General features: G+C 64.4%; 28 protein-coding genes and 1 other RNA gene. 23 read left to right on the top strand and 6 right to left on the bottom strand.

All coding sequences use genetic code 11. The features are described 5' to 3' along the window. Nucleotides 1-30 precede the first annotated feature (30 nt). The 7 genes from mlaD to hisD all read left to right on the top strand — a co-directional run bounded on the left by mlaD (nucleotide 31) and on the right by hisD (nucleotide 5,278). Nucleotides 31-495: an outer membrane lipid asymmetry maintenance protein MlaD gene (gene mlaD, locus KPL81_RS10535; protein WP_209473015.1), complete on the top strand. Its 465-nt coding sequence runs from the start codon at nucleotides 31-33 to the stop codon at nucleotides 493-495. A 26-nt stretch (nucleotides 496-521) separates the two neighbouring features. Then, on the top strand, nucleotides 522-1,184 hold the full coding sequence (locus KPL81_RS10530; protein ID WP_209473013.1) for an MlaC/ttg2D family ABC transporter substrate-binding protein: 663 nt from the start codon (nucleotides 522-524) through the stop codon (nucleotides 1,182-1,184). Further along, nucleotides 1,181-1,513, top strand: a complete 333-nt coding sequence (locus KPL81_RS10525) for an STAS domain-containing protein (RefSeq protein ID WP_209473011.1) — start codon at nucleotides 1,181-1,183, stop codon at nucleotides 1,511-1,513. Before KPL81_RS10530 ends, KPL81_RS10525 begins: the two co-directional genes overlap by 4 nt. Nucleotides 1,514-1,650: 137 nt before the next feature. Next, entirely contained in the window at nucleotides 1,651-1,920 is a 270-nt protein-coding gene (locus tag KPL81_RS10520) for a BolA family protein (RefSeq protein WP_209473008.1), read from the top strand. Between the two features lie 13 nt (nucleotides 1,921-1,933). After that, on the top strand, nucleotides 1,934-3,196 hold the full coding sequence (gene murA / locus KPL81_RS10515; RefSeq protein ID WP_219791931.1) for a UDP-N-acetylglucosamine 1-carboxyvinyltransferase: 1,263 nt from the start codon (nucleotides 1,934-1,936) through the stop codon (nucleotides 3,194-3,196). Between the two features lie 41 nt (nucleotides 3,197-3,237). Beyond that, a complete protein-coding gene (gene hisG / locus KPL81_RS10510) occupies nucleotides 3,238-3,900 on the top strand; it encodes an ATP phosphoribosyltransferase (RefSeq protein ID WP_219791929.1) in 663 nt (220 codons plus the stop codon). A gap of 55 nt (nucleotides 3,901-3,955) precedes the next feature. Continuing rightward, a complete protein-coding gene (gene hisD / locus KPL81_RS10505; RefSeq protein ID WP_219791927.1) occupies nucleotides 3,956-5,278 on the top strand; it encodes a histidinol dehydrogenase in 1,323 nt (440 codons plus the stop codon). 11 nt (nucleotides 5,279-5,289) lie between these two features. Here hisD and KPL81_RS10500 read toward each other — a convergent pair whose 3' ends face one another. Continuing rightward, nucleotides 5,290-6,498, bottom strand: a complete 1,209-nt coding sequence (locus tag KPL81_RS10500) for a Do family serine endopeptidase (protein WP_219791925.1) — start codon at nucleotides 6,496-6,498, stop codon at nucleotides 5,290-5,292. A 100-nt stretch (nucleotides 6,499-6,598) separates the two neighbouring features. On the opposite strand from KPL81_RS10500, the gene KPL81_RS10495 reads away from it, so the two are divergent. Then, entirely contained in the window at nucleotides 6,599-7,360 is a 762-nt protein-coding gene (locus KPL81_RS10495; protein WP_219791923.1) for a Nif3-like dinuclear metal center hexameric protein, read from the top strand. Between the two features lie 22 nt (nucleotides 7,361-7,382). Here the strand turns inward: KPL81_RS10495 and KPL81_RS10490 are convergent, their stop codons facing one another. Beyond that, nucleotides 7,383-7,832, bottom strand: coding sequence for a Z-ring associated ZapG family protein (locus KPL81_RS10490; RefSeq protein ID WP_219791921.1), 450 nt, complete (start codon nucleotides 7,830-7,832; stop codon nucleotides 7,383-7,385). A 207-nt stretch (nucleotides 7,833-8,039) separates the two neighbouring features. Here KPL81_RS10490 and zapE point away from each other — a divergent pair, with 207 nt between their 5' ends. The 8 genes from zapE to KPL81_RS10450 all read left to right on the top strand — a co-directional run bounded on the left by zapE (nucleotide 8,040) and on the right by KPL81_RS10450 (nucleotide 14,369). Then, nucleotides 8,040-9,218 (top strand): cell division protein ZapE, encoded by a 1,179-nt coding sequence (gene zapE / locus KPL81_RS10485; protein ID WP_219791919.1) that lies wholly within the window; start codon nucleotides 8,040-8,042, stop codon nucleotides 9,216-9,218. A gap of 170 nt (nucleotides 9,219-9,388) precedes the next feature. Then, on the top strand, nucleotides 9,389-9,817 hold the full coding sequence (rplM, locus tag KPL81_RS10480) for a 50S ribosomal protein L13 (protein WP_209472992.1): 429 nt from the start codon (nucleotides 9,389-9,391) through the stop codon (nucleotides 9,815-9,817). A gap of 13 nt (nucleotides 9,818-9,830) precedes the next feature. Next, nucleotides 9,831-10,220, top strand: a complete 390-nt coding sequence (gene rpsI, locus KPL81_RS10475) for a 30S ribosomal protein S9 (protein ID WP_149326461.1) — start codon at nucleotides 9,831-9,833, stop codon at nucleotides 10,218-10,220. A gap of 210 nt (nucleotides 10,221-10,430) precedes the next feature. Next, the gene (gene petA / locus KPL81_RS10470) at nucleotides 10,431-11,030 is read left to right on the top strand and encodes a ubiquinol-cytochrome c reductase iron-sulfur subunit (protein WP_209472990.1); all 600 of its coding nucleotides are present in this window, start codon (nucleotides 10,431-10,433) and stop codon (nucleotides 11,028-11,030) included. Then, entirely contained in the window at nucleotides 11,030-12,289 is a 1,260-nt protein-coding gene (locus tag KPL81_RS10465) for a cytochrome b (RefSeq protein ID WP_209472988.1), read from the top strand. Before petA ends, KPL81_RS10465 begins: the two co-directional genes overlap by 1 nt. Further along, the gene (locus tag KPL81_RS10460; RefSeq protein ID WP_219791917.1) at nucleotides 12,289-13,056 is read left to right on the top strand and encodes a cytochrome c1; all 768 of its coding nucleotides are present in this window, start codon (nucleotides 12,289-12,291) and stop codon (nucleotides 13,054-13,056) included. Before KPL81_RS10465 ends, KPL81_RS10460 begins: the two co-directional genes overlap by 1 nt. Nucleotides 13,057-13,204: 148 nt before the next feature. After that, the gene (gene sspA / locus KPL81_RS10455) at nucleotides 13,205-13,831 is read left to right on the top strand and encodes a stringent starvation protein SspA (protein ID WP_209472984.1); all 627 of its coding nucleotides are present in this window, start codon (nucleotides 13,205-13,207) and stop codon (nucleotides 13,829-13,831) included. Between the two features lie 49 nt (nucleotides 13,832-13,880). After that, complete coding sequence (locus KPL81_RS10450) at nucleotides 13,881-14,369, top strand: ClpXP protease specificity-enhancing factor (RefSeq protein ID WP_219791915.1); 489 nt, start codon at nucleotides 13,881-13,883, stop codon at nucleotides 14,367-14,369. A gap of 76 nt (nucleotides 14,370-14,445) precedes the next feature. Here KPL81_RS10450 and KPL81_RS10445 read toward each other — a convergent pair whose 3' ends face one another. Genes KPL81_RS10445 through KPL81_RS10430 form a run of 4 tightly spaced genes read right to left on the bottom strand, consistent with a single transcriptional unit; the run spans nucleotide 14,446 to nucleotide 17,768 of the window. Continuing rightward, entirely contained in the window at nucleotides 14,446-15,024 is a 579-nt protein-coding gene (locus KPL81_RS10445) for a BON domain-containing protein (RefSeq protein WP_219791913.1), read from the bottom strand. 5 nt (nucleotides 15,025-15,029) lie between these two features. Further along, nucleotides 15,030-15,623, bottom strand: coding sequence for a phosphoheptose isomerase (locus tag KPL81_RS10440; protein WP_159553038.1), 594 nt, complete (start codon nucleotides 15,621-15,623; stop codon nucleotides 15,030-15,032). 38 nt (nucleotides 15,624-15,661) lie between these two features. Next, nucleotides 15,662-16,030 carry a YraN family protein gene (locus tag KPL81_RS10435; RefSeq protein ID WP_209472977.1) on the bottom strand — a complete coding sequence of 123 codons (369 nt, stop codon included), beginning with the start codon at nucleotides 16,028-16,030 and terminating at the stop codon, nucleotides 15,662-15,664. Beyond that, nucleotides 16,014-17,768, bottom strand: a complete 1,755-nt coding sequence (locus tag KPL81_RS10430; RefSeq protein ID WP_219791911.1) for a penicillin-binding protein activator — start codon at nucleotides 17,766-17,768, stop codon at nucleotides 16,014-16,016. Before KPL81_RS10430 ends, KPL81_RS10435 begins: the two co-directional genes overlap by 17 nt. A 103-nt stretch (nucleotides 17,769-17,871) precedes the next feature. Between KPL81_RS10430 and rsmI the strand changes: the two genes are divergently transcribed. The 7 genes from rsmI to KPL81_RS10395 all read left to right on the top strand — a co-directional run bounded on the left by rsmI (nucleotide 17,872) and on the right by KPL81_RS10395 (nucleotide 25,116). Further along, nucleotides 17,872-18,729 carry a 16S rRNA (cytidine(1402)-2'-O)-methyltransferase gene (gene rsmI / locus KPL81_RS10425; protein ID WP_219791909.1) on the top strand — a complete coding sequence of 286 codons (858 nt, stop codon included), beginning with the start codon at nucleotides 17,872-17,874 and terminating at the stop codon, nucleotides 18,727-18,729. A gap of 52 nt (nucleotides 18,730-18,781) precedes the next feature. After that, nucleotides 18,782-19,146, top strand: an RNA gene (gene rnpB / locus KPL81_RS10420) — RNase P RNA component class A. Nucleotides 19,147-19,211: 65 nt separating this feature from the next. Continuing rightward, nucleotides 19,212-20,168, top strand: a complete 957-nt coding sequence (gene rsmH, locus KPL81_RS10415; RefSeq protein WP_219791907.1) for a 16S rRNA (cytosine(1402)-N(4))-methyltransferase RsmH — start codon at nucleotides 19,212-19,214, stop codon at nucleotides 20,166-20,168. An 8-nt stretch (nucleotides 20,169-20,176) separates the two neighbouring features. Next, a complete protein-coding gene (gene ftsL / locus KPL81_RS10410; protein ID WP_209472968.1) occupies nucleotides 20,177-20,506 on the top strand; it encodes a cell division protein FtsL in 330 nt (109 codons plus the stop codon). Continuing rightward, complete coding sequence (locus tag KPL81_RS10405; RefSeq protein WP_209472966.1) at nucleotides 20,503-22,212, top strand: peptidoglycan D,D-transpeptidase FtsI family protein; 1,710 nt, start codon at nucleotides 20,503-20,505, stop codon at nucleotides 22,210-22,212. The genes ftsL and KPL81_RS10405 overlap by 4 nt, the downstream gene beginning before the upstream one ends. 31 nt (nucleotides 22,213-22,243) lie before the next feature. Next, on the top strand, nucleotides 22,244-23,752 hold the full coding sequence (locus KPL81_RS10400; protein WP_219791905.1) for a UDP-N-acetylmuramoyl-L-alanyl-D-glutamate--2,6-diaminopimelate ligase: 1,509 nt from the start codon (nucleotides 22,244-22,246) through the stop codon (nucleotides 23,750-23,752). Continuing rightward, nucleotides 23,749-25,116, top strand: coding sequence for a UDP-N-acetylmuramoyl-tripeptide--D-alanyl-D-alanine ligase (locus tag KPL81_RS10395; RefSeq protein WP_219791903.1), 1,368 nt, complete (start codon nucleotides 23,749-23,751; stop codon nucleotides 25,114-25,116). Before KPL81_RS10400 ends, KPL81_RS10395 begins: the two co-directional genes overlap by 4 nt. The last annotated feature ends 2 nt before the right edge of the window (nucleotides 25,117-25,118 follow it).

Genomic DNA, 25,118 nt, shown 5'->3' with positions numbered 1-25,118 from the left:
ACGGGGTACAGCGCGACAGGGAGAAGCAGGATGAAGCGCAGCAAGACGATGGAGCTGGGCGTCGGCCTGTTCATGCTGGCCGGCATCCTGGGGCTGCTATTCCTGGGGCTGCGCGTCAGCGGTTTGACCTTCACGGCACCGAGCGACACGTTTCAGCTCGAGGCCAACTTCGCCAACATTGGCAGCCTCAAGCCACGTGCCCGGGTCACCATGTCGGGCGTCACGGTGGGGCGTGTCACCGCCATAGAGCTCGATACCGAGTGGTACGATGCCCGGGTCATCCTCGAGCTCGACGCAGAACTCGAAGGTCAGCTTCCCCGTGACACCACGGCATCCATCCTGACCGCCGGCCTGCTGGGCGAACAGTATATCGGGCTCAGTGTCGGCGGAGATCCCGAGATGCTTGCGGCTGGCGATACCATCCGCGATACCCAGTCGGCAATCGTGCTGGAGGAACTGATCCAGCAGTTCGTGTCCAACATGGTCAATGACTGATCCCTTTTTTCTTGCGAGGTCGACTGATGAGCCAGATGACACTCTCCTTCGCCCTGTTGCGTCGTTTCCTCCTGGGGCTGTGCCTGACGCTTGCCAGCCTGTCGGCTGCCGCGGCGCCCGAGCGTGCTCCCGAGCAGGTGATCCGTGACAGTATCGATGAGCTGATGGGGCAGATCGATGGGCGCAAGGATTACTATGCCAACCACCTGGACGAGCTCGAGGCACTGGTCGACGCCAGTCTCGACGACATCGCCGACTTCCGCTACATCGGCGCCAGCGTGATGGGACGCTACTTCCAGAATGCCACCCCGCAGCAGCGCTCGCGATTCGTCAACGTCTTCCGCCAGACGCTGATCGACACCTATACCAGAGGGTTGGTGACCTTCGATTATCGCGAGCTGCGAGTGCTGGACAGCCAGAGCCCTCCGCGCTACGAGGATCAGGCATCCGTGGCCATGGAGGTGGTGGCCATGGACGGAACCGCCTATCCGGTCAGCTACACGCTGCGCCAGAGCGACGGTCAGTGGAAGGTGGTCAACGTGATCGTCAACGGCATCAACCTGGGGCTGACCTTCCGCAACCAGTTCGATCAGGCGATGCGTGACCACGGGCGTGATTACGATGCGGTGATCGCCAGCTGGTCGCCCGAGATTGCTGCCGAGGAGCTCGAGGAGGGCGGGGGAGCATGAGCCGCTTGCTCGAGCGTGCCGGTGTGCGGCTGGAGGCTGGCCTCGAGGGGTTGGCTGTGAGCGGCGATGTCGATTTCGGAATCGCCGCGCCGCTGGCCGAGGCGGGTAGTGACTGGCTCGCCGAGCAGTCTGCCGGTGCCCGGGTGGTACTCGACCTGGAGGGGGTCGAGCAAGTAAGTAGTGCTGCGCTCAGCGTGCTGCTCGAGTGGGCGCGCCAGGCGCGTGCGGCTGACGTCGAGATTCGCCAAGTCAGGCTCTCGGCGCCGCTGGCCCGGCTGACCCGGGTGGCGGGGCTCGACGAACTCCTGCCGCTGGCGGGGGAAGCCTGATTCACAGCCGGAAAAGCCCGGCGCCGGCATCGCCAAGCGCGATGCTTTTCTTTACCATGTAGGAACTCTCGTTTCTGGCAACGGCTCGCGATGGTGTCGCGTGCCGCTCCATTCGTCCCACAGGAGTTCCGTTTTTCATGCAACCCAGTGACGTCAAGGCGCTGCTCGAGGCGCGCCTCGAGGATTGCGATTTCTACATCCAGGGCGAAGGCTGCAACTTCCAGGTCATCGCCGTGGGCGAAGTCTTCGACGGACTGCCGCCGGTCAAACGACAGCAGCTGATCTATGGCGCTCTTTCGGAGGAGATCGCCTCGGGTGCACTGCATGCCGTGAGCATCAAGACCTTCACCCCGGCGCAGTGGGCTAGTGCGCCGGAGAACGCGACTTCACCTGGCCAGGGCGCCTGACGGTCGAACACTCATGGACAAGTTGATCATTACCGGCAACGGACCCGTCGACGGCGAGGTCTGGGCCAGCGGTGCCAAGAACGCGGCACTGCCCATTCTGTGTGCCACCCTGCTGGCCGAGGAGCCGGTGACCATCGGCAACCTGCCGCACCTTCAGGACATAACCACCACGCTGGAGCTGCTGGGACGCATGGGCGTCGAGCCGGTGATGGGTGAGAAGATGACCATCCAGCTCGATGGCTCCCAGGTGCGTGACTGTCATGCACCCTACGAGCTGGTCAAGAAGATGCGAGCTTCGATCCTGGTGCTCGGCCCCTTGCTGGCACATTTCGGCCATGCCGACGTGTCGCTTCCCGGCGGCTGTGCCATTGGCTCGCGGCCGGTGGATCTTCACATTCGCGGCCTCGAAGCCATGGGGGCGGATATCCATGTCGAGGGCGGCTACATCCGCGCTCGCGTCGACGGCCGGCTCAAGGGGGCCACCATCTTCTTCGATACCGTTACCGTCACCGGTACCGAGAACCTGCTGATGGCGGCCACCCTGGCGGAAGGCACCACGGTGCTGGAAAACGCCGCGCGAGAGCCCGAGGTAGTGGATCTGGCCGAGTGTCTGATCAAGATGGGCGCAAAGATCCGCGGTCATGGCAGCAACAACATCATCATCGAAGGCGTCGAGCGGCTGCACGGCGCCTATCATGACGTGATGCCGGACCGCATCGAGACCGGCACCTTTCTGGTGGCCGCGGCGCTTTCGCGAGGTCGGGTGCGAGTACGCAATACCCGTGCCGACATTCTCGAGGCGGTACTGGCCAAGCTCGAGGAGGCCGGTGCCAAGGTGACCGTCGGTGACGGTTGGATCGAACTCGACATGGAGGGGCGGCGAGCACGCCCGGTCAACATTCGCACCGCACCTTACCCGGGGTTCCCCACTGACATGCAGGCACAGTTCGTGGCCCTCAACGCTGTGGCGGACGGTACCTCTCATGTGGTCGAAACCATTTTCGAGAACCGCTTCATGCACGTGCAGGAGCTTAACCGCATGGGGGCCCAGGTGGCGCTGGAGGGAAACACCGCCATGATTACCGGGGTCGAGCGGCTTTCCGGCGCACCGGTGATGGCAACCGATCTACGCGCCTCGGCCTCGTTGGTCATTGCGGCCATGATGGCCCAGGGCGAGACCCTGGTCGATCGCATCTATCACATCGATCGCGGCTACGAGTGCATCGAAGAGAAGCTGCAACTGCTGGGGGCCCGGATTCGCCGCGTTCCCGGCTGAGCGCTAAGCGATCCCTGCGGTTTCCGACCATAGGCGAGACCATGAGCAAGCAACTGATTCTGGCCCTGTCGAAGGGCCGTATTCTCGACGAGACCCTGCCGCTGCTGGCGGAAGCCGGTATCGTTCCGGCCGAGGACCTGGGCAAGAGCCGCAAGCTGCTCTTCGACACCAATCTCGACGACGTCAAGCTGGTAGTGATTCGCGCTACCGACGTGCCGACCTACGTGCAGCTGGGTGCGGCCGATCTGGGCGTGGCAGGCAAGGACGTGCTGCTCGAACACGGCGCGTCGGGGCTCTACGAGCCGCTGGATCTCGAAATCGCCAAGTGCAAGCTGATGACGGCGGGCATCGATGGCGCCAAGCCGGCTCGTGCAAGACGCCGGGTCGCTACCAAGTTCGTCGACGTGGCGCGTCGCTACTATGCCGAGCAGGGCATTCAGGCCGAGGTGATCAAGCTCTACGGGGCCATGGAGCTGGCGCCGCTGATGAACCTGGCCGACGAGATCGTCGACATCGTCGATACCGGCAACACCCTGCGCGCCAATGGCATGTCGCCGCGAGAGCTGATCGCCTCGATCAGTACGCGCCTGGTGGTCAACAAGGCGGCCATGACCATGAAGCACGAGCGCCTCAAGCCGCTGATCGCACGCCTGGCCGAGGCGGTGGAGCGCCGGCGGGTGGGTGCCGAGGCAGCGGCGCGATAGCCACCTGTGCCTGGCATCAGCAACGAGACCATATCATCTGGAGGCGTAGGCGACCATGAGCGAAACCCTTGTCGAATCCGTCGACATTGCCCGGCTGGCGACCGCGGATGCCGATTTCGAGAGGCGGCTGGACGCGCTGCTGGCCTGGGAAGGCGTGTCGGACGCCGAGGTCCAGGGGCGCGTGGCGGAGATCATCGCGGCGGTTCGTGAACGGGGCGATGCAGCCCTCATCGATTACACTCAGCGCTTCGACCGGCTGACGGTCGCGGGCATGAACGAGCTGACGCTGGGTGCGGCTCGTCTCGAGCAGGCCTATCGGGAACTGCCCGACGCCCAGCGCGATGCCCTGGCCCGGGCTGCCGAACGTATCCGGCTCTATCACGAGCGTCAAAAGCCGACGTCTTGGTCCTACACCGAGGAGGACGGCAGCATCCTCGGCCAGCAGGTGACTCCGCTGGACCGGGCTGGCATCTACGTGCCGGGCGGCAAGGCGGCCTATCCCTCCTCGGTACTGATGAATGCCATTCCGGCCCATGTGGCGGGTGTGCGTGAGATCGTCATGGTCGTGCCGACTCCCGATGGCGTGCTCAACGAGCTGGTGCTGGCGGCGGCCCACCTAGCCGGCGTCGATCATGTCTTCACCATCGGCGGTGCCCAGGCGGTAGCCGCTCTGGCCTACGGCACCGAGAGCGTGCCCAGGGTCGACAAGATCGTCGGGCCCGGCAACATCTATGTCGCCACTGCCAAGCGTGCCGTATTCGGACAGGTAGGCATCGACATGATCGCCGGGCCTTCTGAAATCCTGGTGGTTTCCGATGGCGGAACCGATCCGGAGTGGCTGGCCATGGATCTGTTTTCCCAGGCCGAGCACGATGAAGATGCGCAGGCGCTGCTGGTCAGCTGGGACGAGCGTCACCTGGCTGAGGTCGAAGCGGCCATCGCTCGCCTGCTCCCGACCTTGGAGCGCGAAGCGATCGTGCGCCAGTCGCTGGCGCGCCGTGGGGCGCTGATTCGCTGTCGTGATCGCAACGAGGCCGTGGGCCTGATCAACCGCATTGCGCCGGAGCACCTCGAACTCTCTGTGGCCGATCCGGAGGCACTGCTGCCCGAGGTGCGGCATGCCGGCGCCATCTTCATGGGGCGCTATACGGCCGAAGCGCTGGGCGACTACTGTGCCGGTCCCAACCACGTGCTGCCGACTTCCGGCACGGCGCGTTTCTCCTCACCGCTGGGCGTCTACGACTTCCAGAAGCGCTCCTCGATCATCAACTGCTCCGAGGAGGGAGCGTCGCAGTTGGGCAGGGTAGCCTCGGTGCTGGCGCGCGGCGAGTCGCTGACGGCTCATGCCCGTTCCGCCGAGTATCGCATCAAGGAGTAACATCAGACGCCTCAGCGGTCGGGGCGACGGCTCGGTGGCAGCGGGCGCTCCCCGACCTCCAGCTCCACGGTAAAGGTCTCGCCGCTGCGTACCAGCGTCAAGGGGAGCGTGGCGCCCGGCTCGATGGCGGCGATGTCGCTCATGGCGGCACGGGCATCGAGAATGGGACGTCCGTCGACCTCGAGCAGCACGTCACCCGGGCGCAGGCCAGCCTGGGCGGCGGGGCCATCCGGTACCACGGCGGAGATGACCACGCCGCGAGGTGCCTGGAGGCCGAAGGAGGCCGCCAGATCCTGCGTCATCTCCTGCGCTTCGATACCCAGCCAGCCGCGAATCACGCGCCCTTGAGTCACCAGGTCCTCCAGAATGGAGCGCGCCAGGCGCATAGGAATGGCGAAGCCGACCCCCTGGGATCCGCCCGAGCGAGAGAATATGGCAGTGTTGATTCCTACCAGGGAGCCTTCGGCATTGATCAAGGCACCCCCGGAGTTGCCGGGGTTGATGGCGGCATCGGTCTGGATGAAGTCCTCGTAGGCGCTCAAGCCTAGGTGGCTGCGCCCCGTGGCGCTGATGATGCCCATGGTGACGGTCTGGCCCACCCCGAAGGGGTTGCCGATGGCCATGGCGACGTCACCCACCGCCACGTCCTCGGTATCGGCGAGATGAATCACTGGTAGTCGATCCAGGTTAATCTGCAGCACGGCCAGGTCGCTTTCCGGGTCGGTGCCGATCACTTCTGCCAATGTCTCTCTGCCGTCGCGTAAGGCCACCTGGATCTCGTCGGCGCCATCAATGACGTGATGGTTGGTCAGCACGTAGCCATCGTCGCTGACGATGACGCCCGAGCCCAGGCTCGACAGCAGGCGTTGCTGGGTCGGCAGGTCGTCGGCAAAGAACTGGCGGAAGAACGGGTCCGACATCAGCGGATGCTCCTCGCGCTCAACGACCCTCGACGAGTAGATGTTGACGACTGCCGGGGCGGCCTTCTCGACCGCAGTAGAGTAGCTGACCGGGCCCTGCTGGCGCGCCAGCGGAGGGGCCTGCTGGAGTTCGGGGGAGGGGCGTGTCACCGGCTGCAGCTCGGTTGTCGGCGCGGACTGAGTGGTGGGGTCCGGTGCCGAGGGGGTGCGCAGCAGTTGCGGAAAGGTATTCAGCAAGACGATGGCCAACAGCACGCCGATGAGGACGGGCAAGGCATAGGCTAACAATGAACGACGCATGCGGCGTTTCCTGGTCGGCGGGCAATCGATGGCAGCCCGCTCAGTCGTTACAATGGAGCGGATTGTAACATCGACAGCGAAGCGCTGTCCGGAGGCACGGATGATTTTGCGAACCGAGCTGGTACGAGCCTGCGATACGCTGCTCGACGCCCCCGCGTTCAAGGACTATACCGTCAACGGCCTGCAGGTGGCGGGGCGTGACGAGGTGCGGCGCGTGATGAGCGGCGTGACGGCTTGCCAGGCGTTACTTGACGAGGCGGCGGCGTGGAAGGCGGACCTGCTGCTTGTTCACCACGGCTACTTCTGGAAAAACGAACCGGTAGCGATCACCGGGATCAAGCAGCGGCGCATTCGTACCCTGCTGCTCAACGACATCAATCTGCTGGCGTACCACTTGCCGCTCGACGCACACGCCGAATTCGGCAACAACGCCGAGCTTGGCCGTCGGCTCGGGTTTCGCGTGGAGGGGTGTGCCGATGGTGTGCTGGGTCAAGGGCTGGTATGGCTTGGCGGTTTGCCCGAGGCGATGGCGCCCGGGGCCCTGGCACGCCATGTCGGTGAGCGCCTGGGCAGGGAGCCGTTGCTCGTCGAGGCGCCCGGCAAGGCGCTGGTGCGGCGTGTTGCCTGGTGCACCGGCGGGGCTCAAGACATGATCACCCAGGCCTGGGAGGCCGGTGCCGAGGCCTTCATCTCGGGTGAGATCTCCGAGCGCACTACGCATCTGGCGCGTGAGCTCGGTATCCATTATCTGGCGGCCGGGCACCATGCCACCGAGCGCTACGGCGTGCAGGCGCTGGGGGAATGGCTCGAGCGGGAGTTCGGCGTCGAGCATCGCTTTGTCGATATCGACAACCCGGCCTGATAATTGGCCCGATGGTGGGCCGTCAATAGCGCGGCGGCTGAGGGGCCTCGCTCTTGTCGTCGCTGGATTTTAGGCCGAAGTCTTCCGACAGGGTGCCGCCGGAGCCATCTGCATAGTCGCGAGGTGTCGGGATTTCGTCGTCGCCCCCGGTCAGGGCTGGCTGGTCGGCTGCCTTCAGCTGACGGTCGCGACGGGGTTCACAGTGCAGGGTGCTGGCATCCTCGGTGAGGCGATGTTCGAGAGTACGCATCTCGCGCTGGATGTTGTTCACCATCATGCCCACCTGGGAGAAGTGCTCGTTCATGCCCTCCCGCATCACGCCGAGTTCGCGCTCGCGCTCGGCCATCTGGCGACGCAGTTTCTGCATCTGCGTGGCCGAGGTGCCGAGCGCGCGATAGCCGAGGGCGCCGAGGCCAAGGCCGACCAGCAGGCTGACGATTGCCACGATCCAGTTCACATTGCCGTAATCCACGTAGTTCTCCCTGATGCTGATACACGCCGGTGCTTGTGCCGCTGCCCGGTTCGAGCCATGTCTGGCGGCCCATTATAGAAGCGTTGGCAGTCGGCGGGTCAACGCTCGACATATCGGCAGTCGCCTTTTTCCTGCGCGCGGCGCTCCGGATGCGTATAATGTTGGCCCTGCAACGATGCGAGCCATGATCAAGCAAGGAAACTCCCCATGTGCGCGACCGTGACGTCTGCGGGTTCCTCTTCGGCGGCTACGCCGATGGCACGTTACCGGGCCGATCTCGAGCGTGACGATTTTCATTACGACCCCGCCCAGGAGCAGGCCGTGGAGCACCTCCAGCGCCTCTACGACCAGCTCGTGGCGTCCCCGAGGACCGAGCCCCGGGCCGTGACCACGGGGCGGGGCCTCAAATCCCGGGTGGCCGGGCTGTTCGGCAAGCGCGACAAAGGGCCGGAGGAGCCGGTATTGCCTGTGATCCAGGGGCTCTATTTCTGGGGTGGCGTGGGCCGTGGCAAGACCTACCTCGTCGATACCTTTCACGAATCCCTGCCGTTTCCCGACAAGATGCGCACCCACTTTCACCGCTTCATGCAGCGTGTGCACAACGAACTGGAGCACTACAAGGGCGAGAAGAACCCACTGACGCTGATCGCCGGCAAGTTCGCCGCCGAAGCGAGGGTGATCTGCTTCGACGAGTTCTTCGTCAAGGACATCACCGATGCCATGATCCTCGCCAATCTGCTCGAAGCGCTGTTCGAGCGCGGCGTGGTGCTGGTAACCACGTCCAACATCGTGCCTGACGAGCTTTACAAGGATGGCTTGCAGCGCGCCCGTTTCCTACCCGCCATCGAGCTGATCAAACGACACTGTCACGTGGTCAACGTCGATTCGGGGATCGATTATCGCCTGCGTGCCCTGCAGCGTGCCGAGATATTCCACGCCCCGCTCGATGGCGCGGCGGAGCGTGAGCTGTTGCGCAGCTTTCGTGAAATCGCCCGACATGAAGGCGAGGTCGACGTGCCGGTCGAGATCAATCACCGCTTGCTCAAGGCGCGCCGGCTGCATGATGACGTGGTGTGGTTCGAGTTCCGCGAGCTGTGCGATGGGCCGCGTAGCCAGAACGATTACATCGAGCTGGCCCGCGAGTTCCATACCGTGCTGGTCTCCAACGTGACCTGCATGGGGGCGGCCACCGACGACCAGGCGCGTCGCTTCATCAACATGGTCGACGAGTTCTATGATCGCGGCGTCAAGCTGCTGATGTCGGCCGAGGCGCCAGCAGAGTCGCTGTATGCCGATGGCCGCCTCGCGTTCGAGTTTCAGCGTACCCTGTCGCGGCTGCAGGAGATGCAGTCTCACGAGTACCTCGGGCTGCCGCACAAGCCTTGATGGCAAGTCAGATAGGGCTTTAACCCGAGCGTGCTATTCATGTAGAATACGCGCTCCTCGACCGTTGCCGCCGCTCGTTGGCGCGGCAACCAAGAAAAATAGGGATGATCCTGATGGCGCCACGGCGCACGGGGTCCAATGCACTTGATAGATCTTGTGGTGATTTCTCCATGAAAACGTTCACTGCTAAGCCGCAGAGCGTGCAGCGCGACTGGTATGTCGTCGACGCGGCAGACAAGACGCTCGGTCGTCTGGCCACCGAAATCGCGCGCCGCCTGCGTGGCAAGCACAAGCCCGAGTTCACCCCTCACATCGATACCGGCGACTATATCGTCGTGATCAATGCCGAGAAGGTTCGGGTCACCGGCAACAAGGCCAAGGCCAAGACCTACTATCGCCATACCGGCTACCCGGGCGGTCTTCGCTCCATGAATTTCGAGAAGATGATCGCGCATGCACCCGAGCGCGTGATCGAGTCTGCCGTCAAGGGCATGCTGCCGAAGGGGCCGCTGGGGCGCGCCATGTACTCCAAGCTCAAGGTCTACGCCGGCGCCGAGCATCCGCACGCCGCCCAGCAGCCGCAAGAACTGAACATCTGAGGGGATCATCACCATGGCACAGCAGTATTACGGTACCGGGCGCCGCAAGACATCGACAGCCCGTGTTTTCCTCAAGCCGGGCACCGGCAAGATTACCGTCAACAACCGTGACCTGGATCAGTATTTTGGTCGCGTTACCGGCCGCATGGTGGTTCGCCAGCCGCTCGAACTGACCGAGACGACTGGTCAGTTCGACGTCTATGTCACCGTCAAGGGCGGTGGTGGTTCCGCTCAGGCGGGTGCCATTCGTCACGGTATTACCCGTGCTCTGATGGAGTACAACGAGGACTTCCGCCCGGCGCTGCGCGCCGCTGGCTACGTCACTCGCGATGCGCGCCAGGTGGAGCGCAAGAAGGTCGGCCTGCGCAAGGCGCGTCGCCGTCCGCAGTTCTCCAAGCGCTGATTGCGCTCAGGCGGGGCAAAAAACCCGGGCATTTGCCCGGGTTTTTTATTTGAATTTCAATAAATTGGGCGTCATGTGCCACCTTGGTCAGGACTGTTTCGTCTTGTGCCTGGCGGTGCGATTCCTTAATATATGGCGGATTTGGTATCCGTGGTCGCGGAACTCATTCCGTGCGGGATCAACGGGTAAGCTGATGGGAGAAACCAGAAAATGGCAGACAACGGCGTGAACAAAGGGCGGCGCCGTCTTCTCCTCGGGGCTACCACCGTCGTAGGGGCGGTGGGGGCCGTGGGAGTGGCAGTTCCCTTTGTGGCTTCGTGGCAGCCGAGTGCCAAGGCGAGAGCGGCGGGCGCGCCCGTTCAGGCGGACGTGTCGAAGCTCGAGCCCGGGCAGCGCATGACCGTCGAATGGCGTGGTCGTCCGGTGTGGATCATCAATCGCACTCCGGAAATGATCGAGCGGATCGAGGGCTTCGATCCCTCCCGTCTGGCCGACCCCGAGTCCGAAGAGCCGCAGCAGCCGAGCTATGTGTCCGGCCCGCTGCGTTCCATCAAGCCCGAGATCGGCGTCATTATCGGGATCTGCACTCATCTGGGTTGCTCGCCGCTCTACCGGCCGGAACCCAATGCCGAGGGCGTGGGGACGGACGACTGGCCGGGTGGTTTTTTCTGTCCCTGTCACGGTTCTCGCTTCGATCTGGCTGGCCGCGTTTTCCGCAACGTGCCGGCCCCGACCAACCTTGAGGTCCCGCCGTACCGCTTCGATAGCGACAGCGTGATCGTCGTCGGTGAAGATGAGGAGAGTGCCTGATGGGTAACCCGAACCGTGTCAAGGCAGAAAGCGGGTTCATGCGCTGGGTGGATGACCGCTTCCCCGCCACGCAGATGTGGCAGGATCACCTGTCGAAGTATTACGCGCCCAAGAACTTCAACGTCTGGTATTTCTTCGGTTCTCTCGCCTTGTTGGTGCTGGTCAACCAGATCCTTACCGGCGTTTGGCTGACCATGAGCTACAATCCCTCCGCCGAGGGTGCTTTCGCTTCCGTCGAATACATCATGCGCGACGTGGAGTGGGGCTGGTTGATTCGCTACATGCACTCCACCGGTGCGTCCGCCTTCTTCGTGGTGGTCTACCTGCACATGTTCCGTGGCCTGCTCTACGGCTCCTACAAAGCGCCCCGCGAGCTGGTCTGGATCTTCGGCATGGCCATCTACCTGGCGCTGATGGCCGAGGCCTTCATGGGTTACCTGCTGCCGTGGGGGCAGATGTCCTACTGGGGTGCCCAGGTGATCATTTCCCTGTTTTCGGCAATCCCCGGCATCGGCCCGGACCTGGCCCAGTGGGTGCGTGGCGACTACCTGATTTCCGGGATCACGCTCAACCGTTTCTTCGCCCTGCACGTGGTGGCATTACCCATCGTGATCCTGGCGTTGGTCGTGCTTCACCTCATTGCACTGCATGAGGTCGGCTCCAACAACCCGGACGGCATCGACATCAAGGCCAAGAAGGACGAGACCGGCAAGCCGATCGACGGTATCCCCTTCCACCCGTATTATACCGTCAAGGACGTGTTCGGGGTGGCGGTGTTCCTGTTCGTGTTCTGCGTGGTGTTGTTCTATTTCCCCGAGGGCGGCGGCTACTTCCTCGAGAAGCCCAACTTCGAGCCGGCCAACCCACTGAAGACACCGGACCACATCGCGCCGGTATGGTATTTCACGCCCTTCTACGCCATCTTGCGGGCCATCACTTTCTCGATCTTCGGGCTGGATGCCAAGTTCCTCGGCGTCGTATTCATGGGGGCTGCCATCGCGGTGCTGTTCGTAATGCCCTGGCTTGACCGCAGCCCGGTGAATTCCATGCGGTACAAGGGCTGGATCTCCAAGGTGATGTTGACGCTGTTCGTCATCAGCTTCGTGATCCTCGGTGTGCTGGGCGTGCTGCCGGCAACCGACGGTCGTACCCTGCTGGCGCAGGTCTGTACGGCGATCTACTTTGCCTTCTTCCTGCTGATGCCGTTCTACACGCGCATGGAGAAGACCAAACCCGTACCGGAGAGGGTGACTGGCTAATGAAAAAGCAACTGTTCGCACTGCTCTTCGCGCTGGTGCCGTTCACTGCGATGGCTGCGGGTGGCGAGAGCGTGCCTTACTCGATGACGCCGGATCTGCACGACAAGGCGTCGCTGCAGCGGGGCATGAAGCTCTTCGTCAACTATTGCATGGGGTGCCACTCGCTCGAGCATCAGCGCTTCGCTCGTGCCGCCGAGGATCTCGACATTCCCCAGGAGCTCGTCGAGGAAAACCTGATCTTCTCGTCTGATTTGGCGTTCAACGACCAGATGCATAACGCCATGAGCACCGATGACGGAGAGAGCTGGTTCGGTGCACCGCCCCCTGATCTGACCCTCGAGGCACGTCTGCGCGGCACCGATTGGATCTACTCCTATCTGCTGACCTTCTATCGCGACCCCGAGCGTCCCAACGGGGTCAACAACGAAGTGTTCGACCTGGTGGCCATGCCCAACGTGCTGGAGCCGCTGCAGGGCGTGCAGGAAAAGGTGTGTGCCGAGACGGATCGTCCGGTCCACGGTGCGGAGCTCGACCCGCTGACCGGCAAGTATCAGTCCTGCGAGGTGCTGCAAGTGACACAGCCCGGCGCCATGGAGCCGGACGAGTTCGAGGAAGCGGTCTACGATCTGACCAACTTCCTGGCCTACGTGGGCGAGCCGACCAAGCTGCACGCCCAGGCGCTGGGGCCGAAGGTGTTAATCTTCATCTTCATCTTCGGTGTGCTGGCGTACCTGCTGAAGCGCGAGTATTGGCGCGACATTCACTGATTCGTTCGAATCGGGGTTGTGCCGTAGGGGGCGTATGGCCATCGTGCCATGCGCCCCCTGCGTATTGTTCCAAGTCGAGAGCATGGGTCACCTAGCAGTTGGAGGTGCGTGCTATCATGCTGGTTCGAATTGATGCGAGGATTGTTACATGGGTGTAGTGGCCAAGCGGTCGTCGATGATCTTCTACTCGGGAGGCGATGATCATTTCAGTCATCGCGTACGCATCGTGCTCGCCGAAAAGGGCGTGGCGGTGGATATCGTCGAGGTCAATGGCGACCAGCGTCCCGAGGAACTTGCCGACCTGAACCCCTACAACAGCGTGCCGACCCTGGTCGATCGCGATCTGGCGCTATATGAGTCCAAGGTCATGATGGAATACCTGGACGAGCGCTTTCCCCATCCGCCCTTGTTGCCGGTGTATCCCGTTGCGCGTGCGCAAAGCCGACTGTGGATGCATCGCATCGAGCGTGAGTGGTGTCCTCTCGTCGAGCAGATCGAGAGTGGGGGCAAGAAGGACGTGGAAAAGGCACGCAAGGAGTTGCGTGAGAGCCTGGTTGGTATCTCGCCGATTTTCGAGGATGTGCCGTTCTTCATGAGCGAAGAGTTTTCGCTGGTGGACTGCTGCATCGCGCCGATCCTCTGGCGGCTCCCGGTGCTGGGCATCGAGCTTCCCGAGAAACAGGTCAAGCCGCTCGTTGCCTACATGGAGCGCCTGTTCGAGCGGGACTCCTTCGTGTCGTCGCTGAGCGAGAACGAGCGCGAGATGCGCGCCTGAACCTGGCGTCGGGATTTCCCGATGTCGATAGACTGGAGGGTAGAACGCCATGTTGTCGAGCCGTCCCTACCTGGCCCGAGGCCTCTACGAGTGGCTACTGGACAATGACCAGACTCCCTACGTCGTGGTAGATGCCGAGCAACCAGGCGTCAGCGTGCCGCGTCAGTTCGTGCAGAACGGCCAGATCGTGCTGAACATCGGGCCTGCCGCCGTGCGGGACCTGCATATCGAGAATGATGCCATCAGCTTCGGTGCTCGCTTTGGCGGGCAGCCGATGCAGGTCGTCGTGCCCATGCCGGCCTTGGTGGCCATCTATGCCAAGGAGAACGGTGTAGGCATGGTCTTTGGTCATGAGCCTATCATGCCGGCTCCTCGGCAGGAGGAAGATGGCGCCTCGGACAAGCCCGGGCTCAGCGGCGTGGATGGCGGTGAAGCAGAGCGGGAAGAGGGCGATGCGCAGTCGCAGCACGGCAAGCCGACATCCGGTGAAAAAGCCGCTTCATCCCGTAAGCGCCCTTCGCTGCGCGTAATCAAATAGCTGACGGCTGGCAAGTCTTGGTTCGAACGCAGAACGGCAGGCCTTGGCCTGCCGTTCTGCGTTCATGCGTACGGGCTCAGTCGAGGTAATCGAAGACCTTGACGATACGCTGGATGCCGCCGACGTCGGCAACGGCGTTGACGATGCGATCTGCTTCGGCCTGTGTGACCATGCCCATGATATAGACCGTGGCGTTCTCGGTGATGAAGCGTAGCCGGCCGGTATCGATGCTTTCGTCGGCCGCCAGGGTAGTGCGGATGCGGGTGTTGGTCCAGGTATCCGAAAGGCGCTGGCTTGCCGGCAGGTTGGCGGCGACGGACAGCTCGTTGTGCACATCGCGAACGTTTCGGACTTCCAGTGCCACTTCGCTGGCCTTCTGCTTCAGCTCTTCACTGGGCACCTGGCCGGTGAGGAGGACGATACCGTTGTAGCTGTCGACGTTGATGCGGGCATCGCCGAGACGCGCATCGCTGCGGCGCATGTTGTGCGCAATCTTGGTTTCGATGCTTTCGTCTTCCACCTGGGCGCCCAGCGTGCGCCTGCCGTAGTTCTCGTCGATGGTGCCGGGGTTGGTGACGCCGGTGACCGCTGTACAGCCGCCGAGGGCCAGGACCAGGGAGGCCAGAAGAGTGATGAATAGTCTGGTTGAGGTCATTGGAGTTACTCGCTGCTGCCGAAGAGTTGTTCATCGATAAGGTCGCACAGGCAGTGGATCACCAGCAGGTGAACCTCCTGAATGCGAGCCGTGGAGGTCGCGGGGACGCGGATCTCACAGTCGTCCTGGCCGAGCAGTGACGCCATGTCGCCGCCGTCGCGGCCGGTCAGGGCGACCACGGCCATGTCGCGGTCATGGGCGGCCTGAATCGCCTGGATGACGTTGCCCGAGTTGCCGCTGGTCGAGATGGCCAGCAGGATGTCGCCGGGCTGACCAAGCGCCCTGATCTGCTTGGAGAAAACCTCGCTGTAGCTGTAATCGTTGGCAATCGAGGTCAGCGTCGAGGTGTCGGTAGTCAGTGCCAACGCTGGTAGGCTGGGGCGCTCCCGCTCAAAGCGGTTGAGCAGTTCGGAAGAGAAATGCTGGCTGTCGCCTGCACTTCCGCCGTTGCCACAGGCCAGTATCTTGCCCTCGTTGACCAGGCACTGGACCATCATCTGGCTGGCGACCTCGATGAAGGGGGGCAGTACCTCGCTGGCGTAGGTCTTGGTGTCGATACTGGCATTGAAATGGCCGAGTATGCGTTGCTGAAAATCCATTCTGTCGAGTCCTGTCGCGGAACGAACGATAGCGCCGGTCAGAACGCGTCGAAGGCGCCCTGTACCCATTCGAAGTCGAGCGCGGGCGGGGAGCCGGTCACGGCCAGCACGTCGAAACGGCAGGGACATGATAGCCGGTTACGCGCCAGATAAAAACGCGCCGCATGGACCAGCCGGCGCTGCTTGGCCGGCGTCACGGTCTCGAGTGGATGACCGTGACGCGCGTCGGCACGATGGCGTACCTCGACGAAGATCAGCGTCTCGCCGTCGCCCATCACCAGATCGAGTTCGCCACCCTTGAACTGCTGGTTGCTGGCGATGAGCGTGAGGCCGCGCGCCGTGAGCCACTCCGCGGCCAGGCGTTCGATACGGGCGCCGCGGGCGCGGGCGTCAGTTGAGTCGACCATCGTCGAGAATATCCAGGCTCAGGATGGGCTGCGGCACGCCGTTCTCGAAGCGCGCCCACGGCAGACGCCGCTCGATGCGACCGTCGCGGCCAGGTACCAGCAGGCCGGTGGCACCGAACAGTTCGCTCTCGGGCAGCAACTGGAACTGCGGCAGGCGTCGTGCCAATTCATAGGCATCGACGCCCATGGCCATCAGTCGGAAGGTGGAGGGGTCGGCAGCCTGCTGCAGCTCTTCGAAGCTGGCAAGGTAAGGGAGTGCTTCCACCCCACCAACGGCGGCGTCCGGGATCTGCCAGGGGATGTCGACGAAGTTGACCTCGTCGAGATCATGGTCGAGCAGTGGCTGTGGACGCCCCTCGTAGAGGTGCGAAGTTGCATAGATGGGAAGGTCAGCAGCGCCGTAGTAGTCGAGCGTAGGCGGCACCTGGCGGGCATAGCTGGGCAGCGCCAGCAGGAACAGCATGTCGGGGCGGCCATCGCTGAGCACTCGGCGGGTGCTCTCTGTGGCCGAGCCGCGTGGATCGTAGGTAACGACGTTGGTGATGGTGCCGTCGCGGTCGCGCCACTCACTCTCGAAAGCGCGACCGACCCTTGCGCCCCACTCGTTGTTCGGCACCAGCAGAGCGCTGCGTCGATGACCATCTTCGCGAGCGCGTCGCGCCACTTGGCGCGCCTCGTCCTCGGCGGACAGGCCGTATTGGAACAGTCCCTCGGCCCGATTCTCCGGGCCGGCGCCGTAGTTCAGCGCCAGTGTGGGCAGGGGAACGCTGTCCCGAGTTTCGAGTTCACTGACCTGCTCCTTGTCGAGCGGACCAATGACCACCTGGGCGCCACGGTTGCGCGCCTCGGCATAGAGGGCATCAAGGTCGCCATGGCTGGCGTCGAGGAAGGTGAGCCGCACGCCGCCATTGCGCTCCGCGCTGTTCAGGTGATGGACCCGAATGCCGGTGCGAATCGATTCGGCGACGCTGCTCAGGGGGCCATGGTCGGGCAGGAAGACGGCGATGTGGCGAACCTCCTTGCCGCGCAATTCGCGCAGTGCCAGCAATTCAGCGGGTACGCTGCGTGCCGCTGGATGCTGAGGGTGGCGTTCACGCCAGGACGCCAGGCGGGCGAACAGGCGCTCGATATCGCCGTCGCTCTCGCGTACCAGGCCGGCGAGTGCCAGCCAGCCCAGGGTGAGTTCATCGGCACCCTCGCGCAGGCTGGCCAGCCCGCTGTCCTCGAGGCGGGAAAGCGCGGTCCAGATGGGGTCGTTGAGGGCTTCTCGGTCGGTTTGTGCCTGCACGTCCATCAGCATGGCGGCGGCCGCGCGATACTCGTCGATCTGCAACAGGGCGCGCCCCATGCGCTCGCGCAGGATCAGGCCGGCGTCGCGTGGGATGTCGATCTCGTCGAGCAGCTGACCGGCCTGGACCACGGCCCAGGGGGCATCGAGTTCAGCGCCGAGCTCAGATAGCAGCATGGCCCAATGCAAACGGTACTCGGCAGGCAATCGTGCATCGTCGATCTCGCGGGCAATCTCCAGTGCCTGGGTGCGCTGGCCGCGGCGTGCTAGGATATCCGCCGCCTCGAGCCGGCTGAGCGCGGCCTGGTCGGGTGCTTGCTGCTCGGCCTGCTCGAGCAATGCGCGGGGGTCGTCGTCGGCCACGCGTTCGACGAGGCCGGAGGGCGCACAGCCAGCCACCAGGAGAGCGAGAAGCATGGTGGCCAGCAGGCCGCGGAGCATTTTGCACATGAATCCTTTCCTTAGTCTGCAGGCTCAGAGAGGCGCAGGCCTGTCTCCGGGCTCGACACCCATCACGTTCGGCCAAGCCCGACACTCTCCCTGAGGAATCGCCATGTCTGACGTTGATCTGGGCACATTGTACGTGGTCGCCACGCCGATTGGGAATCTGGAGGATCTGAGCCCGAGGGCGGCGAGGCTGTTGGGCGATGTGTCGCTGATCGCCGCCGAGGATACCCGCCATAGCGCACGGTTGCTGCGCCACCTCGGACTCACGGTTCCCATGCTCTCGCTGCATGAGCACAACGAGTCGGCCAGGATCGAGCAGCTCGACGAGCGGCTGATACGTGGCGAGAGCATTGCACTGATCAGCGATGCAGGTACGCCGCTGATCAGCGATCCTGGCTTCGTGCTGGTGCGTGAGCTGCGCGCACGCGGGCGTCGCATCGTGCCGGTTCCGGGGCCCTGCGCTCTGGTGGCTGCGCTCAGCGCGGCCGGCCTGCCGACCGACCGCTTTCTGTTTCAAGGATTTCTCCCGGCCAGAACGGGGCCTCGGCGTCAGCGGCTCGAACGCCTCGCTGCCAACCAGGAAACACTGGTGTTCTATGAATCACCCCACCGTATCCGTGACACCCTCAAGGACATCGAGGCGGTATTGGGTGAGCGGCACCTGGTCCTGGCCAGGGAGCTGACCAAGTCGTTCGAGACATTTCTCGACGGCAGTGCCGCGGTGCTGCTGGCTTGCATGGAGAGCGATCCCGACCAGGCCCGTGGCGAGTTCGTGATCATGGTGGCCGGCGCCGAGGAGCGGGTTGAAGCGGATGCTGCCAGCCTGGAGGCGGATGCGCTGCTCGCGGCGCTGCTCGCAGAGGGCGTAGGGGTCAAGCAGGCGGCTGCGGTGGCCGCGCGTCTGCTGGGTGGCGCGAAGAAGGCGTGGTATGAGCGGACCCAAGCGCTCAAGGAGGCGCGCTGACGGCCGGTGAAAGGCATTGAGAGGCATCGGGCGCGCTGGTATTCTTGCGCTCGGAGTCGGCCAGACAGTCGCCGCCGGCCGTGCTTTCGAGCGCTGCCGGGGGAGGAAAGTCCGGGCTCCATAGGGCAGGGTGCCAGGTAACGCCTGGGCGGCGCGAGCCGACGGAAAGTGCAGCAGAGAGCAGACCGCCTACGTCTCCCACAGGAGGCCGGCAAGGGTGAAAGGGTGCGGTAAGAGCGCACCGCGCGCCTGGCAACAGTGCGTGGCAAGGTAAACCCCACCCGGAGCAAGACCAAATAGGAACCCAATGGCGTGGCCCGCGTCGGGTTCGGGTAGGTTGCTGGAGAGCCGCGGTGACGCGGCCCCTAGATGAATGACTGTCCACGACAGAACCCGGCTTATCGGCCGACTCCCCCGAATCGAACCCTCCGCTACCGGTTGTGGCCGGTACTTTCAGCCAGCTCAAGAGATCAGGAAAGTGCATGCAGCTATCCGCCGCTGAATCGAGCCGACATGGCTTTCGTCATGCCAGCGTGCTGCTGGACGGCGCCGTGGATGCGCTCATTCACGACCCCAGCGGGGCCTACCTTGACGGCACCTTCGGTCGTGGCGGCCACTCTCGCGCCATCCTTGAGCGATTGAGCCCCGAAGGGCGTCTGCTCGCCATCGATCGCGATCCCCAGGCCATTGCCGAGGCGCGGACGCTGGACGACCCGCGCTTCTCCATCGAGCGGGGCGAGTTCTCCCGTCTCGGCGAGGTTGCTCGACATCACGACCTTCACGGAAGGCTGGCCGGCGTGCTGCTGGACATCGGCGTCTCGTCACCGCAGTTGGATGACCCCGAGCGGGGCTTCAGCTTCCTGCGTGACGGGCCGCTCGACATGCGCATGGACCCGACTCAGGGCGAGAGCGCCGCCGAGTGGCTGGCGCGAGCTCGTGAGAGCGATATCGCCGGGGTATTCAAGACCTATGGCGAGGAGCGCTTCGCCAAACGGCTGGCGCGGGCCATCGTGACGCGTCGTGCCGAAAGGCCGTTCCTGCGCACCGGTGATCTTGCCGAGGTGCTCAAGGCGGCCCACCCTGCCTGGGAGAAGGGCAAGCATCCCGCAACACGCGCCTTCCAGGCGCTGCGTATCCACATCAACGGCGAACTCGAGCAGCTGGACGCGGCCCTGGCTGCAGCGCTCGAGGCGCTGGCTCCTGGTGGTCATCTGGTGGTGATCAGCTTCCATTCGCTGGAGGATCGCCGAGTCAAACGTTTCATTCGCGAGCATGTGCGTGGCGATAGCGACTTGCCGCGCGGCATGCCGGTGCGGGAGTCCCAGCTTGCCAAGCGCCTGGAGATGCTGGGCAAGGCTCAGCGGCCCACGCCGGAGGAAGTCGACGCCAACCCCCGTGCGCGTAGTGCGGTGATGCGTGCAGCGCGCAAGCTGACTTGAGGAGTGGCATGGCGCAAGGACGATTGTCTTTCCGGAATCTGCGCGCCGCCAGGCGTCCGGCCTGGCTGCCGAGCTGGCCGCTGCTGCTGGTTCTGGGCCTGCTGCTGGCTTGCCTGGTCACTGCCATGGCCGTGATCAATGCCAGCCACCAGACCCGCATGCAGTATGTACGGCTGCAGCAACTGGAGCGTGAGCGCGACCAGCTGCAGACGGAGTGGGGACAGCTGCTGCTGGAAGAGAGCGCCTGGTCGTCACCGGCACGTATCGAGCGCCTGGCCGTCGAGCGGCTCGAGATGCGCCTCCCCAGCGTCGACGAAGTCGAGGTCATCCGGCCATGAGCACTGACGTACGCAGTGGCGTGACGCCGCGCCGCCGGCCTCCCATGGCGCCGATGGGCGGGTTGCGCTATGGCGTGGTGCTGGGAGCGGTGATCCTCGGCTTGTTGCTGCTGGCCGGCCGTATCGTGACCCTGCATGTCTTCGATCGTCCTTTTCTTCAGGGCCAGGGTGATGCACGTATCCTGCGCACGGAGTCGCTGACGGCCCACCGCGGCATGATCACCGATCGTAACGGCGAGCCGCTGGCCGTCTCCACGCCGGTCGTGACGTTGTGGGCCAATCCTCAGGAAGTGCCTGACGATCGCATCCGGCGGCTGATGCTGGCGCAGGCGCTGGGCATGCCGCTGGATGATCTTGATGCCAGGCTGGAGCGTTTCGGGGAGCGTGAATTCATGTACCTGCGCCGCCAGCTGACACCGGTGGCTGCCCAGCGGGTTCTCGACCTGCGTGTGCCGGGGGTCTACGCCCAGCATGAGTACAAGCGCTACTACCCGGCCGGCGAGGTGACCGCCCAGTTGCTGGGCGTTACCAATGTGGATGACATGGGGCAGGAGGGTGTGGAGCTGGCCTACCAGCCCTATCTGGCCGGTACGCCGGGTCAGCGCCGGGTGGTCAAGGACCGGCGTGGCCGCCTGGTGCGGGACCTTGAGGTCCTGCGTGAGGCGCAGCCGGGTGGTGAGTTGACATTGGCCATCGATCAGCGTCTGCAGTACATGGCGTACCGCGAGCTCAAGGCAGCGGTTGCCGAACATGAGGCCGATGGCGGCGTGGTCGTCATGATGGATGCTCGTACCGGCGAGGTGTTGGCCATGGCCAACCAGCCCTCCTACAACCCCAACAATCGTGCCGGCATCGACCCGCGCGGCCTGCGCAACCAGGCGATCGTCGACGTCTTCGAGCCGGGGTCGGTGATGAAACCGCTGGCCATGGCGGCGATCATGGAGAGTGGCCGCTTCGATAGCGACGTGGTGGTCGATACCTCCCCGGGCTGGATGCGCATCGATCGCTTCACCATCCACGATGTTCGCAACTACGGCAAGCTCGATCTGGCCGGCATCCTCGAGAAATCCTCCAACATCGGCATGTCCAAGCTGGTGCTGGAGCTCGACGACCCGCTGGTGCCGGACCTCTACCGGCGGCTCGGCTTCGGGCAGAGCACCGAGACCGGCTTTCCCGGAGAGGCCGTGGGCCACCTGCCGGCCCCGGTACGCTGGTCGCGCAGCCAGTGGGCGGCGCTGTCGTATGGCTATGGCCTGTCGGTTTCCGCCCTGCAGCTGGCGAGCGCCTACACCGCCCTGGCCAATGGCGGCGTGCGCATGGCTCCTTCGCTGCTCAAGCTTGATGAGGTCCCGCAGGGGACGCCGACCATCGATCCCGAGATCGCGCATGAGCTGCTGCGCATCATGGAGGAGTCCGTGCAACCGACCACCGGCGGCAGGCGGGCGGCGGTACCAGGCTACCGGGTGGCCGGCAAGACCGGTACAGTACGCAAGACATCGGGGCGCGGCTACGAGGAGAACGCCTATCGCAGTCTGTTCGCCGGTATCGCTCCCGTCTCCGATCCGCGTATCGTCACCATCGTCATGATCGACAATCCCCAGGCGGGAGAGTACTACGGTGGTGCCGTGGCGGCGCCGGTGTTCTCACGTGTCACCGGTAGCGCCCTGCGGCTACTCGATGTGCCGCCAGATCAGCGTGCAAGATGAGTCCTGCCGTTTCCATGACAAAGGTGTGTCGATGCAGGTAAATACCCTCCGTCTCCAGGCGGCGCTGCGGCGCTGCTGGCCCGGCCTGACGATGCCGGAATTTGCCGACGCGACTCCGCTTCGCCTGGTGCTCGACAGCCGGCGGGTCGCCCCGGGCGACATTTTCATCGCCGTGCCCGGGGTGGCCGGCGACGGCCGCTCCCATCTGGCCGAGGCGCTGGCGTCGGGAGCCGCTCAGGTGCTCTACCACCTCGAGCCGGACGAGACGCTGCCCGACGCGGCACGGGATCAGCCGGTCCTCGGCCTGCCGTTCCTGCGTCAGCGCCTGGGTGAGCTGGGGCGCTTGCTTTTCGAGGTGCCCGAAGCGCTGACGTTGATCGGCGTGACCGGGACCAATGGTAAGAGCTCCGTTACCCATTACATTGCCGAGTTGAGCGGGGCGCTGGGGCGCCCGGCGGGTCTCATCGGGACGCTCGGGGTGGGACGGCCCGGGCAGCTCGAGGATGCGGGGCTGACCACGCCGGGTCCACTGACGCTGCAGGCAGCGCTCGGCGAAATGGCCTCGGGCGGCATCGACCGGGTGGCCATGGAGGTCTCCTCCCATGCCCTGGAGCAGGGGCGCCTCGACGGCTGTCGAGTCACCGCGGCGGTATTCACCAATCTCAGTCGTGATCACCTGGACTATCACGGCAGCATGGCGGCCTACGCCGCCGCCAAGGCGAGACTGTTCCGCCGTTCCGAGCTGGCGCTTGCGGTGGTCAACGCCGATGACCCCCTGGCCCGTCTGATGCTGGCAGGTTTGCCGGAAGGGGTGCGAGTGCTGGCGGTCGGCGACGATACGGCGGCGACGCTACGGGTGATCGACTGGCGGCCCAGCCGTGACGGCCAATTGGCTCTGGTGGCGACGCCGCAGGGAGAGCGTTCGCTTGAGCTGCCGCTGATGGGCCGGTTCAACCTCGACAATGTCCTGCTCGCCATCGCCACCCTGCATGGTCTGGGCGAATCGCTCGATGCGCTGTTCGAGGCAGCCCCGCGATTGACTCCCGTACCGGGGCGCATGCAGCGGGTGAAGCGACAAGGCCGGCCGGCCGTGATCGTCGACTACGCACATACTCCCGAGGCGCTGGAGAATGCGCTGGTGGCGCTGCGCGACCATCTCCCCGGCGAGGGTCGATTATGGTGCCTGTTTGGCTGTGGCGGCGACCGTGACAGCGGCAAGCGTCCGCAGATGGCGGCGGTTGCCGAGCATCATGCCGACAGGCTGGTAATCACCGACGACAATCCCAGAAGCGAGGATCCGGCGCGAATACGTGAGCAGATCCTCGCCGGGGTATCGGACGAGGCCAGACCGCGCACCGAGAGCATTGCGGGGCGCAGCGAGGCCATTTCCCGCACCCTGGACCAGGCCGGCGACGACGATGTGGTGCTGATCGCCGGCAAGGGGCACGAGCCTTACCAGGAGATCGCCGGGGTGCGCCACGCCTTCAGCGATCTCGCCGAAGCAGAGGCCGCCCTGGTGCGCCGTGAGGTAAGACAATGAAGGGAGCCGGTCTGCAGAGCCTGAGCGCCGTTGCCGAGGCGCTGGGCGTGATCGGGCCCGGCCATGACGTGGCCTTGGGGGATATTGTCAGTGACACCCGTCGGCTAACGCCAGGCAGCCTGTTCGTGGCCCTGCGCGGGGTGCGCTTCGACGCGCACGACTTCATCGCCCAGGCACGCGAGGCGGGCGCCGGTGCCGCCTTGGTCGAGCGCCGCGTCGATGACCCGCTGCCGCAGCTGGTAGTGCCGGATACTCGCCTGGCGCTGGGGCTGCTCGGGCGTGCCCGGCGCCGTGCCTGGGGTGGTCCGCTGGTGGCGGTGACGGGCAATAGCGGCAAGACCAGTGTCAAGGAGCTGTTGGCCCAATTGTTCGGCCAGCGCGGCAAGACCCTGGCCACGCAGGGCAATCTCAACAACGATATCGGCGCACCCTTGACCCTGCTGGGACTCACCGACGAGCACCGTCAGGCAGTGGTCGAGCTGGGGGCCAATCACCTTGGCGAGATTGCCTGGACCGCCGGCCTGGCCGAACCGCAGGTGGCCATCATCACGAATGTGACCGGCGCCCATGTCGGTGAATTCGGCGGCATGGGCCAGATCGCCCAGGCCAAGTCCGAGATCCTAAGCGGTCTTGGTCACGACGGGGTGGCGGTGCTCAACCGCGACGACGCTTATTTCCCCCTCTGGGCCCAACTGGCCGCCCCACGGGAAGTGCTGGACTTCGGTTTTGCCGAGGCGAGCCGCGTACGGGCCACCGAGCTGGCCTGTGACGTCATGGGGCGCTATGCTTTCACGCTTGTCGTGGAGGGTCGACGAGTAGGGCGGGTGCAGCTTGCTCTGCTCGGACGCCATAGCGTCGCCAATGCCCTCGCAGCCGCGGCGGGAGCGCTGGCGCTGGGGCTGGAGAGCGAGCGAGTGCTGGCCGGTCTGGCGGCGGCGATGCCGATGCCGGGGCGGCTGAGCCCGCTGGCGGGCATTCGCGAGTGCCGTCTGCTGGACGATAGTTACAATGCCAATCCGGGGGCGGTCAAGGCCGTGCTAGGGCTTCTGGCCGAATTGCCTGGTCCCAGGTGGTGCCTGCTGGGTGCCATGGGCGAGCTGGGAACGGAGTCGGACCGGCTGCACGCGGAAGTTGGCCGCCACGCCAGGGAGATGGGAATCGACGTGCTGATGACCTGTGGCGATCCGGCACTCCCCGCGAGCCAGGCTTTCGGCGATGGTGGGTATCATTTCAACGATCATGCGGCGCTGACGCGCTACGTCCTGGACCATCTACCCCCAAATGCCAGCGTGCTGATCAAGGGGTCTCGCAGTGCCGGCATGGAGCGGGTAGTGGCGGCGCTACGAGCTGACGCATCAAGGTGAAC

The organism is Billgrantia antri, assembly GCF_019430905.1.
Taxonomy (GTDB): domain Bacteria; phylum Pseudomonadota; class Gammaproteobacteria; order Pseudomonadales; family Halomonadaceae; genus Halomonas; species Halomonas antri.
Note: the sequence above shows the minus strand (reverse complement) of the source record. Positions and strands in the feature narration are given on the sequence as shown.